General features: G+C 70.3%; 13 protein-coding genes and 2 pseudogenes. 10 read left to right on the forward strand and 5 right to left on the reverse strand.

Going from position 1 to position 15,817, the window contains the following annotated elements; translation table 11 throughout:
- The 4 genes and pseudogenes from RH94_RS44595 to RH94_RS25630 form a co-directional block, all read left to right on the forward strand.
- A partial coding sequence (locus RH94_RS44595; protein WP_324614312.1) for an RHS repeat-associated core domain-containing protein occupies positions 1 to 2,132 on the forward strand: 2,132 nt, incomplete at its 5' end.
- Between the two features lie 142 nt (positions 2,133 to 2,274).
- Positions 2,275 to 2,799 (forward strand): hypothetical protein, encoded by a 525-nt coding sequence (locus RH94_RS25615; RefSeq protein WP_158073092.1) that lies wholly within the window; start codon positions 2,275 to 2,277, stop codon positions 2,797 to 2,799.
- A gap of 1,246 nt (positions 2,800 to 4,045) precedes the next feature.
- Positions 4,046 to 4,714 carry a hypothetical protein gene (locus tag RH94_RS25625; RefSeq protein ID WP_143204076.1) on the forward strand — a complete coding sequence of 223 codons (669 nt, stop codon included), beginning with the start codon at positions 4,046 to 4,048 and terminating at the stop codon, positions 4,712 to 4,714.
- Positions 4,715 to 4,874: 160 nt separating this feature from the next.
- Positions 4,875 to 5,099: pseudogene (locus RH94_RS25630) on the forward strand (chitinase); the annotation flags it as partial.
- Here the strand turns inward: RH94_RS25630 and RH94_RS25635 are convergent.
- Positions 5,029 to 5,721 (reverse strand): phosphatase PAP2 family protein, encoded by a 693-nt coding sequence (locus tag RH94_RS25635; RefSeq protein ID WP_079189180.1) that lies wholly within the window; start codon positions 5,719 to 5,721, stop codon positions 5,029 to 5,031. The pseudogene RH94_RS25630 and the gene RH94_RS25635 overlap by 71 nt on opposite strands.
- A gap of 199 nt (positions 5,722 to 5,920) precedes the next feature.
- On the opposite strand from RH94_RS25635, the gene RH94_RS44600 reads away from it, so the two are divergent.
- Positions 5,921 to 6,478: a hypothetical protein gene (locus RH94_RS44600; RefSeq protein ID WP_234426047.1), complete on the forward strand. Its 558-nt coding sequence runs from the start codon at positions 5,921 to 5,923 to the stop codon at positions 6,476 to 6,478.
- Between the two features lie 59 nt (positions 6,479 to 6,537).
- Here RH94_RS44600 and RH94_RS25645 read toward each other — a convergent pair whose 3' ends face one another.
- Positions 6,538 to 7,083: an ATP-binding protein gene (locus tag RH94_RS25645; protein ID WP_234426048.1), complete on the reverse strand. Its 546-nt coding sequence runs from the start codon at positions 7,081 to 7,083 to the stop codon at positions 6,538 to 6,540.
- A 165-nt stretch (positions 7,084 to 7,248) separates the two neighbouring features.
- Between RH94_RS25645 and RH94_RS25650 the strand changes: the two genes are divergently transcribed.
- On the forward strand, positions 7,249 to 8,100 hold the full coding sequence (locus RH94_RS25650) for a helix-turn-helix domain-containing protein (protein WP_073950342.1): 852 nt from the start codon (positions 7,249 to 7,251) through the stop codon (positions 8,098 to 8,100).
- A 10-nt stretch (positions 8,101 to 8,110) separates the two neighbouring features.
- The gene (locus tag RH94_RS25655; RefSeq protein WP_073950344.1) at positions 8,111 to 8,302 is read left to right on the forward strand and encodes a hypothetical protein; all 192 of its coding nucleotides are present in this window, start codon (positions 8,111 to 8,113) and stop codon (positions 8,300 to 8,302) included.
- A gap of 97 nt (positions 8,303 to 8,399) precedes the next feature.
- On the opposite strand, the gene RH94_RS25660 is transcribed toward RH94_RS25655, so the two are convergent.
- From RH94_RS25660 to gabT, 3 genes are all read right to left on the reverse strand, one after another.
- The gene (locus tag RH94_RS25660; protein ID WP_073950346.1) at positions 8,400 to 8,810 is read right to left on the reverse strand and encodes a type II toxin-antitoxin system VapC family toxin; all 411 of its coding nucleotides are present in this window, start codon (positions 8,808 to 8,810) and stop codon (positions 8,400 to 8,402) included.
- On the reverse strand, positions 8,807 to 9,028 hold the full coding sequence (locus RH94_RS25665) for a hypothetical protein (RefSeq protein WP_073950347.1): 222 nt from the start codon (positions 9,026 to 9,028) through the stop codon (positions 8,807 to 8,809). Before RH94_RS25665 ends, RH94_RS25660 begins: the two co-directional genes overlap by 4 nt.
- Positions 9,029 to 9,445: 417 nt before the next feature.
- Positions 9,446 to 10,780, reverse strand: coding sequence for a 4-aminobutyrate--2-oxoglutarate transaminase (gabT, locus tag RH94_RS25670; protein WP_073950349.1), 1,335 nt, complete (start codon positions 10,778 to 10,780; stop codon positions 9,446 to 9,448).
- Between the two features lie 263 nt (positions 10,781 to 11,043).
- Here gabT and RH94_RS25675 point away from each other — a divergent pair, with 263 nt between their 5' ends.
- The 3 genes and pseudogenes from RH94_RS25675 to RH94_RS44605 form a co-directional block, all read left to right on the forward strand.
- Positions 11,044 to 13,488 carry a type IV secretory system conjugative DNA transfer family protein gene (locus RH94_RS25675; RefSeq protein WP_073950351.1) on the forward strand — a complete coding sequence of 815 codons (2,445 nt, stop codon included), beginning with the start codon at positions 11,044 to 11,046 and terminating at the stop codon, positions 13,486 to 13,488.
- 139 nt (positions 13,489 to 13,627) lie between these two features.
- On the forward strand, positions 13,628 to 15,298 hold the full coding sequence (locus RH94_RS25680; RefSeq protein WP_073950353.1) for a PucR family transcriptional regulator: 1,671 nt from the start codon (positions 13,628 to 13,630) through the stop codon (positions 15,296 to 15,298).
- Positions 15,299 to 15,464: 166 nt separating this feature from the next.
- Positions 15,465 to 15,817 (forward strand): annotated as a pseudogene (locus tag RH94_RS44605) (aldehyde dehydrogenase family protein); the annotation flags it as partial.

The following is a 15,817-nucleotide window of genomic DNA, read 5'->3' on the forward strand; positions in this document are numbered from 1 at the left end:
GGTCGTACGGCTACAACCAGTACACGGGCACGCAGGAGTGGACCAGGCACCCGGCCATGGGCGGAATGCCCGCGGAGCGGGTCGCCACGGTCCACGGCGAGGGCGATCTTCCGATCAGTACCGTCGCGGACCGTCAGGTGCTGGTGAACCATGTGGTTTACGACCCGCTGGCCCGCCCGATCCGCACCGAGTACGGCGTCCTGGGCCGGAAGGTGTACGAGACCCACGACTGGGACGAGCACACCGGCGCGCTGAACCGGCGCACCCTCGACGGCGACGTGGCCCTGCGGATCGAGGACACCCGCTACACCTACGACGACATGGGGAACGTCACCCGCGTCTCCTCCACCTCCGGTCAGGACCAGCAGGCCTCGACCGACAACCAGTGCTTCGCCGTCGACGCCCTGCGGCGCATGACGCAGGCGTGGACGACCAAGAACGCCACCGACGACTGCGGTGCCGGGCCGTCGGCCGCGACGGTGGGCGGTCCGGACGCCTACTGGCACTCCTACAGCCACGACGTGACGGGCAACCGCACCGAGGAGGTCCGCCACGCCGTCACGTCCGGCGGTGAGGACATCACCCGCACCTACACCTACGGCCGGCCCGGTCAGAACGCCCCGCACGCCCTGCGGTCGGTGACCACCACCGGTGGTGCCACCGACGGGCAGCGGGAGACCTTCGCCTACGACGAGGCGGGCAACACCACCGCCCGCACCGGAGGCGTCCGTGGCCAGGAGTTGACCTGGGACGCGGAGGGCCGCCTGGCCACCGTCACCGAGCAGGGCAGGACCACCTCCTACGTCTACGACGCCGGCGGAAACCGTCTGATCGCCCGCAACGCGGACGGCTCGGCCACCGCGTACCTGCCCGGCGGCAACGAACTCAAGGCCGCCAACGGCAAGGTCACCGGTACCCGCTACTACACGCACGGCGGGCAGACCGTGGCGGTGCGCACCGGCAGCGGCGCCGTCGACCTGCTCTTCCCCGACCAGCAGGGCACCGCGCTCATCGCCGTGGCCTGGGGCGTCGGCCAGGCCGTCAACCGCCGTAAGCAACTGCCCTTCGGTGGCCCGCGCGCCGCCTCCGGCACCTGGCCCGGCGACCGCGGATTCCTCTCCGGCACCACCGACCCGACCGGCACCACCCACCTGGGCGCCCGCGAGTACGCCCCGGACCTGGGCCGCTTCCTGTCGGTCGATCCCCTGCTGCTGCCCGAGGACCCGACCCAGCACAACGCCTACGCCTACGGCAACAACAACCCGGCCACCTTCGCCGACCCCACCGGGGAGGCCTACGAGGAGTGCGTCAGCGGCCAGTACAACTGCACCTACGGCCGCAGCACCGGCGACGTCAAGAAGGTCACGTTCGGCAAGAACTACGAGAAGGAGACCAAGGCCCGGGGCGGCACCATCTCGCCGAACTACACCATCCAGAAGAACACCAACTACCGTCACGTCTACACCAAGGGCAAGGGCGTCACCAGCCCCACCGCCGCCCAGCGGGCCCAGTCCGCCAAGATCGAAAAGCAGAGGCGCATCGACCAGGAACGCAAGGCCGCCGAGGCTCGGCGCAAGAAGGCCGAGGCCCAGAACAAGAAGAACCAGCAGGACGAAAGCTTCTGGAGCAAGGTCCGAAACTCCAGTGCGGGGAAGTTCGTCCTAAATAACTGGGACTACATCGGAACCGGTCTTACTCTGACTGCTTTTGGTGTCTGTGTGGTTGCGACAGTTGGGACATGTATGGCAGCCGGCGTTGTCGTAGCGGGGGCGAAATTTGGCCACGGCTGGCTGCAAACTGGGCAGTACGATGTGCGCGGTTTGAGTAAGGACTTGGCTTGGGTGGCAGTTGGCGGAGGGGCTGCGGCAGCTTTTTCCCGGGGCATTGGTGCATCCGCGACATGGCGGGAGGCCTACAGAAGTACCGCCATAGAAAAGGTGACCCGAACCTACAAAACCAAGATTGATGGGAAAGTTGGAGTCGGTGGTGGACGCAAGACGCGAGTGACCGAAAATACTTCAGTTATTAATTCGGGAGTAACCTACGGAAATATGGGTGTGAACACCGGGTTCAATGTGGGGTTCTGCGGTGCGGGAGGCTTGAGCGCGGGGGAGCTTGTGGGGGCGTGCTGAAACCTAGACTGTTCCGGCCTCGTCCGGCGGAAATCCGCCGGACGAGGCCGGGGTGACGGTGCATAGGGAGTCGGGAGAAGTCTTGATTGGTCGTAACAAAGCAGAGCGTGAGGTGCTCCGGCGGCGGAGCTCTCTGATCATCTTGGGGGTAGTCGTCGTGATGCCGGGCATCTTTGTGCCGCTCGGGCTGCTCAGTTTCCTCGACGAACCCAAGGGAGATCATCTGGCGATAGCGGCGTTCTCCCTCGGATGCATCGCGCTGGTCTGGCGGATCATGGGAGCCAAAGTGGTACTCACCGTGGATACAATGATCGTGGTCAATCCGGTTTTCAGCTACGAGGTCGGCTACCACGGAGTGTGGCGGGTGGGTGGTGACAGCAGAGGCACGCTGACGGTGTGGACCTTCACGGACGAGGAGATCTCCTCCTTTGGTTTCAGCGGGTCGATCCTCGACCACTTCGTGCGAACTTCAGACAGGGCCGCGGAGCGCATTCAGCGCCGGCTTCCTGTGAAGAAGCGAGAGGTGCGCAAGGGGGAGAGGGGGCGGCGTGAACTGGAGGAGAAGTATGGGGTGCGGCGCAGTATCAGCCGTGCCTGGGGGGCCGATGCGTGTGCTCTGACCTCAATGGTGCTGTGGATCTGGGCCGGTGTGCTCGGGATCGGCTGATGGACATGACTGGGCTCCGCCCTTTCATGTAGACATCTGCGGCTTGTGCGGCCAAGAGCGGAGTGTAGGCGACGATTTTTGTACCAAGTGAACGATGTAGCAAACAGGGTTTCCTCCTGAAGGCTCGAAAGAATGCCGACCAGGGCGAAGGGGGGTATGTATGGGAGTTGATGTCGGTCGCTTTTCTGTTGGAAACTTTCCTGACGCGATGGGTTTTCCATGTTGGGTCGGCTGTGCTCGCTTGTGTGCTCTTCCGGAGGCTTCCAAGTCCTCCCGATGTCGTAATTGCAAATTTTGCTGTCGTTTCCATTGGTGCCGTGATTGGGATTCCCGTAAGAGAGGTTAGACCCCTCTCGGCGGCATTCGTTGGTGCTGATTGAGATTGGCAGCGTTGATCTTGTGGTGAGACTGCCCTNGGTTTGCGTATCTCCGTAGTCGAGCTCAAATTGTTCGGTCTTCTTGTGTGTCGAATGGTTTGCTTTGCTTCGTGAAAGTCGTTTCGCTGAAAAATGTCACTGAACGGGGGGTGTTAGTGGCGGTGCAGATCCTGCGGCGCCGTTCCTGGCCTGTGCTTTCCTGGGCTCCATTCGCTCTTCTCCCTCTCTTCCTGATCGGCATGGCCATCAAGGAGCGGGATCTCACCTCCTCCGACGCCTTGTTCGTTCTCGCTATGGTGTTCGGCGGCATGGCGTTCATCCACCGGATCGGCAGTAGCCGGGTGGTGTTGCTGAGTGACTCCTTGGTGGTGGTGGACGCTGTGGGGTCGAGGGAGATCGCCTACGCGGCGGTGCGCACCGTGGGCCTGAACAGCCAGGGACACCTGGAGATCCAGACGGTGCACGGGGAGTCCTACATGCCGCTGGTGTTCCTGGGCTCTTTGGTCGACTGGTTCTTCAAGACCTCCGACCGTGCGGCGCTGGAGATCCGCAAGAGGCTGCCGGACAAGCGCCTGCCGGCCGAGAAAGCCCCTCCGGTGCGGAAGCGACTGATCCGCCCCTGCCTGCCGGCGGACGTGTGTCTGGCCCTTGCGCTGGTGGCGGTGGTGTCCGGCGGGGTGCGGGCGCTGCTGTAAGCGCGGGGAAACGGTCGGTGCGGGGGGCGGTGCGGGCCACCGGGCAGCTTCGGCACACGTGTACTGGTACTGGGAGGGCCGGCGCTCGGCCTGACGCAGATGCACTGTCGGCGGCATGTTCCCATGGTCGGGAGTGTCGGCTGTGCGGGGAGCGAAAGGGTGGTGGGTTCGCTGATGCCCACGTTCTCCTATCAGGAGGCGGTCGGAAGAGCCCAGGCATTCGACAGTGGCCGGCGGCCGGATCGGGGTCCGGCGCCGGACCCCGATCCCCGGCAGGTCGTCTGGTGGCGGGTGCCGGAGCTGCGCCGCATGGTGCGGTTTCCGTTTTTGGCGGCAGGGATCGGGCTCTGCCTGGCAGGTGTCCTGGTCAAGGACCTGGTGACCGACGGCCTGCCGGGGAAGGGCAGCGCCGGCGTCGGCCTGGCGCTGCTGCTGGGGGCGCTCGGCTTCGTGGGGATATGGATCAGCGTCAGCGGTCTGCTGGTGGCCCGGGGAGCCTCCCGCGCGCTGCGCTCGGGGTCGTCGCGGTCCATGCGCTACGTCCTGTTGCGCGAGCCGGACAGCAACTGCCCTTTCATGCTGCTGTTCCCCGAGGACGGTGGTGAACAGGCCCCGCCGGTGAGTGCGGTGGTCCTGGGAGAGCGGCGCCCGGCCGCCCTGCCCGAGGCAGTGGGCACCGCCCGGCTTTACCAGACGTCCGGTGAGCGCCCCTACGCCGTTCCGTGGGTGGTCGGCCGTCCCCACTATCCGTTGGACCGGATGTTCCCGCTGGATCCGGACGATCCCGAGTACGCCAAGTCGCTGGACCGGCTCATCGGAATACAGCCACCCGGGGCACGTTGAGTCTTCTGTCCGCGGAGGATGGTGAGGGGGCGAGGTCGTGTCCGCGGGCCGCGGGTAGAACCCCGACTGCTGTCAGCCTGGGGATCAACTCGCTGGTGTCGCCGTCCTTCTGCGGAACCGGGGGCATCGGCCCCCCCCCGACGGCGGGGGATGCCGGCCGATCGGCATGCCGGCCTCCACGAACGCGGGCAACGGCTACGTCTCCCCGTCCGAGGTCACCAAGACCCTGGACTGCCTGACCAAGAAGACGAACTGCGGCCCGTACACCACCCACGGCACCTGGCCGGCCCTGCGCGGCCTGATGACGTGGTCGGTCAACTGGGACTGCTTCGGGAGCTGGCAGTTCCAGAAGAACTTCGACGCCTACTTCGGCCGAGGCCGCTGATCAGCAGCCACAGCGTGGAGAGGAGCACGGCGCTCAGGCACCAGCTGGCCACGACATCCAGTGGCCAGTGGTAGCCGCGCCGCACGAGCCCGTACGACGCGCCGAGCACGAGCGCGGCGCAGACGGTGACGAGGGCGCGGCGGGCGGTGGCCGTGCGCAGCCAGGGCAGGAGCACGAGTGCCGCGGCACCGTAGGCGACGGCGGCGGTGGCCGTGTGCCCGGAGGGGAAGTAACCGGTCCCGGGCGGCACGGCCGCCGTGCCGTGCCGGGCCGTCCACTCCTTGAACGGCACGACGAGCACCGGCACCAGCACCATCGACACGGCCGCCCCTAGCGGCCCCAGCCACCACCGGTCCGCACCCGCGGAACGGCCCCGCCAGGCCACACCCAACAGCACGGCCGCCAACAACGGAACCGCGACCTGCACGTTCCCGAGACCGGCGAGCAGCTCGGAGACCTGGTCCGGGTGCAACAGGGCGCGACTGATCTGCTGGTCCGTGCGCAGCAGCGGACCGTTGACGACGACCTGCCAGGTGATCAGGGAGAAGAACACGGCCGAAAACCCGACAAGGCCGATGAGAAGGAAGAAGACCCGCCCCGGCCACTCCGGTCCGGGGCGCATTCCCTCCCGCCGGTCAGGCGTACGCTCGAGGTCCTGGCTTCGCGGAGTCGACACGGTACACAGGATCGCAGGTCCAGCCGTCCTGACGGGTACCGAGACCCTTGTCCGGCGACGAGGTCGGCGAGCTCGGTCGCTCCCCCGGGCTCTCGCTGCGGAGAATTGCCGCGACGGTTCCTGCGGGCCGTGCCAGTGTGGGGGCGTGGCAGAGATCGAAACGGCAGATGTGTTTGCGGCCGGACACCGTAGCGGAAGTGGGGGCCTCTATGCGTACCGGGTGCGCGGGCTCGACCGCAGCGCGATGATCCTGTGGATCGGTGGCAGGGGCGACGAACTCGATCAGGTGCTGGCGTTGCCAGAAGCTGACCGCCGGCGGGTGCCGGTGTTCACGACCGTTCGGCAGGCGCGGGTGTATGTGAGCCGGCGGGGGCGGAGGCTGGTCACTTCCGAGGTCAGCACGCTGGAGCTCACCCGTGTCCAGCATTGGCTGGAGAATCCGGTGCGCCGGCACGTCCCCCCGGGTGCGGTGCTGGATGCGTGGAACTTCTTCGAGGATCTGGCCCGGGGGCTCGGCGGAGTCCACCGGCTGCCCCAGCAGGGAGCGGTGCACAACAGCGCCTACGAGAAGCTGTTCGGAGGCGAGTGCGCCGTCTGGACTCCCGACGAGCAACGAGCGGTACTGGAACTGATCACGGCCGGGGTGGAGCTGTGGAACTCCTGCCCGGTGGTCGTGAAGCCCTGCTCGGCCCTGACGCGCTGATCGACGGCCCGGGCGCGGGGTGTGTTCGGCAAACGGTCCACCCCGTACCCGGCGAACCGTCAAGCCCTTCTGGTGACCGATCCTCCGATGGGCGGGCTTTCGGCTCCCGCTCCGTACGCCGTCGTCCCCTCCCTCGGCAGGCTCGCCCACATGCGCGTGCCGCCGCCCGGTTCGTGGGAGTCGCCGAAGCCCCAGGAGCCGTCGCAGGCGCGGCAGACGCGGGCGAGGAGGCGGAGACAGGCGTGGCGGCGGGTGTCGCAGGCCGTGGCGAGGTGGGGCTGGGCGTGGCGGGGATGGCTGTCGTAGGCGATCAGGCGGAGGGCGCCGGATCGGTAGCGCAGGGAGAGGTAGTAGTTCGCGGACTCGGTGAACCGGCAAGCAGTTGCGGTCAGTTCGCCCACGGCCTGGAGGGCCGGGTCCAGCATGTCGGACAGGCCGTGCATTCCGAGGACCTGCCTGGTCGCCGCCCTGGCGAAGGACGGGCTGGCGAGAGAAGCGGGGAGCGTGAAGCTGTAAGCCAGGGTTTCGGGGGTGGGGCGGTCGGGTCCGCCGGGTAGGCGGGGGCGGTGGGGCAGAGGGGCATGCGGGCTCCTGACGTCGGGCATACGGGTCTCTTCGTACGGCTGCGACTGCCGTATGTATGCGATGCGTCACTGAATGTAGGACTGAGGTTGGTTATATTGCCACTTGTTCAGTGAAATTGACCCGATCGTGGGTTGGTGGCGCCGATTGGCGGCAGACTGCTGACGACCCGCACGGGAAGGAACGGCATGCCACCGAGGACGACACCCACCGAGCGTCAGAAGCGTCTGGGCAGCGAACTGCGCAAGATGCGGATGGCCGCGGGGATAACGGCCGACCAGGCTGCCGGGCTGCTCGGGCTCGACCGGGCGAAGATCTCCAACATCGAGACAGGCATCCGCACGATCAGCGTGGAGCGGCTGCGTACCCTCGCCTGCAACTGTGACTGCTCGGACGAGGCCTACATCGACGCGCTGGTGAGTATGACGCGGTCCAACGGCCGGGGCTGGTGGGAGCGTTACCGGGGTGCCCTGCCTGCCGCACTGCTGGACATCGCCGAGTTGGAGTCCTGCGCGGTGCGGATGCGGACGTTCCACACCGTGCATGTCCCGGGGCTGCTGCAAACCAGTGATCACGCACTCGAACTCTTCAGAGTCGTGCTGCCGCCGCTGCCCGAGCATGAGGTCGCCCTGCGCCTCGCCTACCGTGTCGAGCGGCAGCAGGTCCTGGAGGGCGCGAACCCGCCGGAGTACGTCGCGCTCGTGCACGAAGCCGCGCTCCGTATGCAGTTCGGCGGGCGGAAGGTCGCCCGCGCCCAGCTGGAGCACCTGCTGGACCTGTCCGAACGTCCCCGCGTCCATCTGCTGGTCGTTCCGTTCTCGGCCGGTACGTTTCCCGGTGCCGGGCAGACCGTGAACTACCTGGAAGGGCCCGTCCCGCAGCTCGACACCGTCCAGATCGACAACTCCCACGGTCCCGACTTCCTCGGCGAGGAGGCGCAGTTGGCCAAGTACCGTGCCCACTTGGACTGGACCGAGCGCGTCGCCCTGTCGCGGAAGGCGTCACGCGACGTCGTCCGGGACATCGTCAACGGTCTGTGAGGAGAACCCGATGGACGACATCACCTGGGAAGAGCCCTTCTGCGGCGAAGGCGCGAGCTGTTTCCGCCTCGGCACCGACCCCCAAGGCAACGCCTACATCGCCATAGCCGGCCAGGAGGAGCACTACCTCACCGACAGCCGGCAGGCGCTGCGCTCCCTGATCCTGGAGATCAAGGCGGGGAAGGCGGACCACCTGCTCTGAGCGGTCGGCGTCGGCCAGGGGGCGCGACAGCCGCGTACGACACGAAGCACCCCAGGCCGCGCCAACGCCCGCGAGTATCGAGGGCCCGCGGAGGTGGCTACGGCAGCAGGGCGAAGGAGCTCGGCGGCTTGGGGCGTACGACGGTGAAGTGACGACGGTCGAGGGTGGCGATGGCGTCCGCGCCCAGGCGCTCAGCGATGGCGAAGACCGAGGCGTCGACCGCGCCAAGCGGGAAGTCCGCGTATTTCTCGACCAGTTCGACCATCCGGTCGATGTCCGCGCGGGTCAGCGGGATCAGGCTGATCTGCCCGGTGCTGATGGAGCGCAGAAACGCGGCTTCCGCACGGGTGCCCTGCTCCCGCTCCAGCAGGTAGCAGACCTCGGTGAGTACGGGGTACGGGACGAGCAGGGGGCGGGGTGTGCGGCGCATCAGCTCGACGCATCGGGCGTGATCCTGGTCATCCGCGTCGGCGGCGGCGATGAGCGCGCAGGTATCCCAGATGATCACTCGGGCTTGCGTCCCATCTCCTCGCGCAGGATCTCGCTCGACCGGGCAGCGAGATCGCCCTTGCCGCTGGACAGGGCGCCCACGAAGTCGGGCAGCGGCCACTCCTCGCCGCCGTCCTCGGACGGGGTGCTCTCGCGCACGATGGCCAGTATCGGTGCCACCTGCGACTCGGGCAGCCGGTCGATGAGCTGGTGGAGCTCTTCACGCAAAGTGCTCATAGGCCTCAGGATACGGACTGCGGGACCGCCGTGGGCTGCTTCCTGGGGTCGGAGACGCCGAAGGGCCGGCGCAAGGGGGGAGATGCGCCGGCCCTTCGGGAACGGTCCGTCTGTCGTCGGCCGTCCGGATCGGAACGTCGCGCGCCCCGGGGGGTGTGGGGCGGCGACCGTCCGATCGGTGAGGAGATCCGGAGCCTGCCGGCTCCGGGTGTGTGCGCGAGGCACGACCAGGTCGAAGCTGGGGAGGCCGCGGCCTGTCGCCCACGGTTCCCCGTGGGCGGGTGTTTCTCTCATCTGAGAAGAGAACCTACGGCAGCGGGTGGACGCAGAACAGCCGGAACGGCGTCCCGTCATCCACCCCGCACACCTTCTTCACACGGTCTGCCGCAGGCTACGCCAGACGTGCGAATGCACTGCTCAGATGCGCGCGAACGCCTGCTCGATGAGGTCCAGGCCCTCGTTGAGGAGGTCCTCGCCGATGACGAGCGGGGGCAGGAAGCGCAGGACGTTGCCGTAGGTGCCACAGGTCAGGACCAGCAGGCCCTCGGCGTGGCAGGCCTTGGCGAGGGCGGCGGCCGCCTCCGGGTTCGGCTCCTTGGTCGTACGGTCCTTGACCAGCTCGATGGCGATCATCGCGCCGCGGCCGCGGACGTCGCCGATGATGTCGAACTTCTCGGCCATGGCGGTGAGGCGGGCCTTCATGACCTCCTCGATCCGCAGCGCCTTGGCGTTGAGGTCCAGCTCCTTCATCGTCTCGATCGCGCCGAGCGCGCCCGCGCAGGCCACCGGGTTGCCGCCGTAGGTGCCGCCCAGGCCGCCCGCGTGGGCGGCGTCCATGATCTCGGCGCGGCCGGTCACGGCGGCCAGCGGGAGGCCGCCCGCGATGCCCTTCGCCGTGGTGATCAGGTCCGGGACGATGCCCTCGTCCTCGCAGGCGAACCACTGGCCCGTGCGGCAGAAGCCGGACTGGATCTCGTCGGCGACGAAGACGATGCCGTTGTCGGCGGCGAACTGGCGGATCGCGGGCAGGAAGCCCTTGGCCGGCTCGATGAAGCCGCCCTCGCCCAGCACCGGCTCGATGATGATCGCGGCCACGTTGTCGGCGCCGACCTGCTTGGTGATCTGGTCGATGGCGGCCTTGGCTGCCTCGGGGCCCGCGTTCTCCGGGCCGGTCGGCCAGCGGTAGCCGTAGGCGACCGGGACGCGGTACACCTCGGGGGCGAAGGGGCCGAAGCCGTGCTTGTACGGCATGTTCTTCGCGGTCAGCGCCATGGTGAGGTTCGTACGGCCGTGGTAGCCGTGGTCGAAGACCACGACCGCCTGGCGCTTGGTGTACGCGCGGGCGATCTTGACGGCGTTCTCGACGGCCTCGGCGCCGCTGTTGAACAGGGCCGACTTCTTGGCGTGGTCGCCCGGCGTGAGCTCGGCCAGCGCCTCGGCGACGGCGACGTAGCCCTCGTACGGCGTGACCATGAAACACGTGTGGGTGAAGTCGGCGAGCTGGGCGGAGGCACGGCGCACGACGGCCTCGGCGGAGGCGCCGACGCTGGTCACCGCGATGCCGGAGGCGAAGTCGATGATCCGGTTGCCGTCGACGTCCTCGATGATGCCGCCGCCGGCGCGCGTGACGAAGACCGGCAGCGTGGAGCCCACGCCCTGCGCGACCGCGGCGGTACGGCGGGCCTGCAGCTCCTGCGACTTCGGGCCGGGGATGGCGGTGACGACGCGGCGCTCCTGCGGAAGTGCGGTCATGCGGGGCTCCTGGGGGGGTGAAACGGACGCTTTCCTTCTTTTCTCGCAGGCTAGGGCCGGGGAGGGGTGCCGGGCATGCTCCATGTGGGCGCTGTCCGGGGGACGCGTTGTCCGTGGTGGACATAGCGGCGCGGCGGCTGCGGCCCGGGGGCGGGAGCGCCGGTGTGGCCGGACCCGGCCGCGTGAACCGTGAACTCGCCCTGCCGGAGCGTTAGATTGACTCGCTGATGGTGGACGGCGCGGCTGGTCAGGGGGCAACGGCGATGGACAGCGACGGGACGCAGGACGCCCGGGGTACGCATCCGAGGCACGCGAACCCGGTGCCGCGCCCGGCGGTGCCGCGGGACGCGCCCGCGACGCCACCGCGGCCGACCCGGCCCCCGAGCGCCCCGGACGCGGGCGCGTACGAGCACCACCCGCGGGGGCACCACCCGCAGGGGCAGCCCCCGCGCTCCGCCGTCGCCGACTGGCTCGACACCCCCCGCCCCGCCGCCGCCCCCGGCGTCTGGCGCTTCGGGCACCGCCCGCCCAGGGCCGCCCGCACCCCGGACCGGCTGCCCCCGATCACGGTCGTCGGCCTGCTGATCCCGCTGGTCGTGGGCCTGCTCGTATGGTCCCTGTGGCGGCAGAGCGCCTTTCCCTACCAATGGGTGCCGCTGAAGCTGTTCACACCGGACGACTGGTGGTGGGGCGGCACCGCGTCCCCCAAGGGAACGCAGGGCCGCGAGGCCGCGGTGGTCTACGACGGCGTGTTCTTCGCCGTGCTCGTCTACGCCGTCGGCCGGCTCGGCAGCTGGCCCGACGTCGTACGGCACTTCGTGGGCCGCCGCCCGCAGCCCGCCCGGGCCCTGTTCGCCGCGGCCGGCGCCCTGATCACGCTGAGCCTGGTCTTCCCCGGCGCCTTCCCGGGCGTCGGCTGGGACCCCGTGCCGGTCGTCGACCCCGTGTTCTCCCTGGTCGTGCTCGTCTCCGGCGGCTACGGCCTGTTCGCCTCCCCGCTGTTCACCAACACGCTGTACACGCTCGTCACCCTGCTGGTCGTCTGGCCGTTCGCCCGAATCGGCGGCTGGTGGGCGTACGCCAGGGAACTCGCCGCCCGCCGCCGGGCCGCCACGGACCCCGCCGCCCCGCCCCCGGCGGACCTGCCCCGCTCGCAGTGGCCCGAGCTGCGCCACGCCGGGCAGCACCAGGCGGCCGACCTGCTGGCCGCCGAGGTGGCCGGCGGCCGGATGAACGACGTGGACTGCGCCCGTGTCGAGCGGATGTGGGACCAGGTCCGGGGGGAGGGGAACCCGGCCGCCTTCACCGACACCGTGCTGCGGCAGGGCGGTGCCGCCTGGACCCACCCCTCCGGCGCCCGCGACCTGCCCGGCCGCACCGCCCGCCACGACCTGCTCCGGGGGCAGGTGCGCCTCGGCCGGTGGAAGCCGGGGGAGCGGGGCCCGCACGCCTACGAGGGCGCCGGCGCCGCCGTGGACCCGGACACCCTCGGCACCTCGCTGCTGCTGGTCGGCCCGCCCGGCTCCGGCAAGACCCGGCACGTCACCGGGCCGGTCACCGAGGCGCTGGCGCTGCAGGCGCTGACCGGCCGGTGCGCGGTCGTCGCCGTCTGCGCCGCCGGGACCCCGCTCGGCCCGGACGCGGCGTACGACGTGGTGGTGCGGATCGGCGACCCCGCCTCCGTCCACGACCTCGACCCCTACGCCGAGTCCGACGACCCCGACGAGGCCGCCGCCTTCCTCGCCGAGGCCCTGGTCGGAGACCTCGACACCGTCGGCAACCAGAGCGCCGCCACCGCGCTCGCCCAACTGCTCGGCCCCTACCGGGCCGTGCACGGACGCTTCCCGCCGCTGCCGGTGCTGCGCGAGCTGCTGGAGGGCGAGCCGGGCGCGCTGGCGGCCCTGCGGGCGGGGCTCGCGGCCGACGAGCACGCCGTGATGCGGCGCGAGCTGGACGCCCGGATGCGGCAGGCCCGCTCCGCGGCCGACGCCGGCCCGGCCCTCGCCGACCGGCTCGCGCTCCTCGACCGGCCGGTCTTCGCCGAGTTCTTCGGCGGCGGCACCGGCGACAGCAGGCCGTTCTCGCTGCGCGCCGTGGCCCACCATCCGCTGCGGGTCCGCGTCGACCTGCCCGAGCGCGGCCACGAGGAGGCGGCCCGGCTGATCAGCCGGCTGGTCCTGGCCCAGTTCCACACCGTCGTACGCGACACCCGGCGCCCGCACTTCGCCTGCCTGGTCCTCGACGACGCCACCGGGACCGTCACCGCCGAGTCGGTGCGCCGCGTCCAGGGGCTGCGCGCGCAGAACGCCGGGGTCGTCCTCGCGCTCCGCTCGGTCGCCGACGTGCCCGAGGCGCTGCACGGCCCGCTGCTGGGGGCCGTCGGCTGCCGTATGGCCCTCGCCGGGGTCACCACCTGGGACGGCGGCCGGTTCGCGCACGCCTGGGGCACCGAGTGGGTGGAGACCAAGGAGGTGGCCAAGCACACCGTCTTCGCCCACCAGCCGATGACCCGCGCCCTCCACGCCCTGCGCAAGCTGGTGACCGGCCGGGCCGTGACCACGGACGCCGTGACCACCAGGCAGGTCGAGCGGGAGCGCTGGTCGGCCTCCCAGTTGGCCCACGAGGTCCCGCCGGGGCACGCCGTGCTGTCGCTGACCACCGTGCGGGGCGAGCACGCGCCGCCGCTGCTGGTGGACCTGCGGGGCTGAACGAAGCGGACATCTGTACGGACGGTCACGCGCTGACCGTACGGTGAGGCAGAATCGACACAGGTAGTTCATACGTGACGGCCAAAACCGCACAACGATCATCAGACCTCCGCAGTCCCTCCGCAGACCAGAAGGCCCCATGCCCCCGACGCTCGCCTCGCTCGTCCACCACTCCGCGCTCAAGCTGACCGTGCGCGCGGGCGAGGACCGTCTGGACGTGCCCGTCCGCTGGGCCCACGTCAGCGAGCTCGCCGACCCCGTGCCGTACATGGAGGGCGGGGAGCTGCTGCTGACCACCGCGCTCAAGCTGGACACGGAGAACCCCCAGGCCATGCGCCGCTACGTGAAGCGGCTGGCCAAGGCCGGCGTCGTCGGGATCGGCTTCGCCATCGGCGTCAACTACGACGACATCCCCGAGGCGCTCGTCGACGCGGCCGAGGAGGAGGGGATGCCGCTGCTGGAGGTGCCCCGCCGCACCCCGTTCCTCGCCATCAGCAAGGCGGTCTCGGCGGCCATCGCGGCCGACCAGTACCGGGCGGTCACGGCGGGTTTCGCCGCCCAGCGCGAACTGACCAAGCAGGCCTTGAACGCCGGTCCCGAGGGACTGCTCGCCGCGCTCGCCGCCCAGCTCGACGGCTGGGCGGCGCTCTACGACGCCTCGGGCGCCGTCGTCGCCACCGCACCGGAGTGGGCGGGCCGCAGGGCCGCCCGGCTCACCGCGGACATCGAACGTCTGCGCGACCGGCCGGCGCCCGCGTCGGCCGTGGTCGGCGGACCCGAGACCGAGGACCGCGTCGAGCTGCACTCCATCGGCACCGGCCGCCGCCCGCGCGCCGCGCTCGCCGTCGGCACGGCCGCCGCCCTCGGCACCGCCGAACGGTACGCCGTCCACTCCGCCATCGCCCTGCTGACCCTCACCACGGAACGCTCCCGCTCGCTGCACGCCGCCGAGCAGCGGATCGGCGCCGCCGTCCTGCGCATGCTGCTCGCCGGACAGCCCGACCACGCCCGCGCCGTCGCCGGGGACCTGTACGGCGGCCTGCTGGACGCCCCCTTCCGGATGATCGTCGCCGAGTCCGCCTCGGCGTCCGCCGCGCGGGCGCACGCCGACGCCCACGCGCGCGTGCAGACCGCCAAGCCGTCCTCGGCCGCCGTACTGGCCGCGGCCGGCACCGGCGGCGACCCGCTCGCCGGACTCGCCGAGGTCGTGGAGACGGCCGCCGCCCGGTCCGGGGAGGCGGTGCTGGTCGTGCCCGAGGGAGAGCGGCTGGTGGTGCTGGCCGCCGACGAGGGCGCGGCCGTGGCGGCGTGCGGGGAGTACGCGGAGGCGCTGGAGGCGGCACGGACCGGGACCGCGGGCGAGCCGTCGGGCGGCGGCGAGGGGGACGAGCTGGTCGTGGGCCTGTCCGCACCGGCCGGGCCCATCGCGACCGCCGCCGCGTACAAGCAGGCCGAACAGTCGCTGTCGGTGGCGCGGCGGCGCGGACGCGTCCTCGTCGAGCACGAACAGCTCGCCTCCGGTTCGGTGCTGCCCCTGCTGGCGGACGACGCGGTCAGGGCGTTCGCCGACGGGCTGCTGCGCGCGCTGTACGAGCACGACGCGACGGGCCGCGGCAACCTGGTGGCCTCGCTGCGGGCCTGGCTGTCACGGCACGGACAGTGGGACGCGGCCGCCGCCGACCTCGGCGTGCACCGGCACACCCTGCGCTACCGGATGCGCAGGGTGGAGGAGATCCTCGGCCGCTCCCTGGACGACGCGGACGTACGGATGGAGCTGTGGCTGGCGCTGAAGGCGACGGCCACGGAGTAGACGCACTTGCCCTGACGCACTGGCCCGAGGGGCTGTTCCTACGCCAATCCGGCGCACCCCCGACCGTCACTGCTCCACCTCGGACAAGCGCCGGCGGTCCGCCCCGGCCCTACCGTTGACGGCGCAAGCAGACACCCTCGAACGAGGAAGGGCCGGGACTCTCACAATGACTTCCACCCACGCCTTCTGGCTCGCCGGCCGCCAGGTCACCGGCGAGGACACCTTCGACGTCACCTCCCCGTGGGACGGCCGGCCGGTCGGCAAGGTGAGCGTGCCGACCGACGCCCAGGTCGAGGAGGCCGTGGCCGCCGCGTACGCCGTGCGGGACGAGTTCGCCGCCACCCCGGCCCACGTCCGTGCCGCCGCCCTGGACCACGTCGGCAAGCGGCTGGTCGAGCGCACCGAGGAGATCGCGCAGCTGATCTCCGCCGAGAACGGCAAGCCGATCAAGTGGGCGCGCGGTGAGGTCGGCCGTGCCGTGTCCGTGTTCCGCTTCGCCGCGGAGGAGGCCCGCCGGTT

Origin of the sequence: Streptomyces kebangsaanensis (genome assembly GCF_001906585.1) — a bacterium.
GTDB classification, from domain to species: Bacteria; Actinomycetota; Actinomycetes; order Streptomycetales; family Streptomycetaceae; genus Streptomyces; species Streptomyces kebangsaanensis.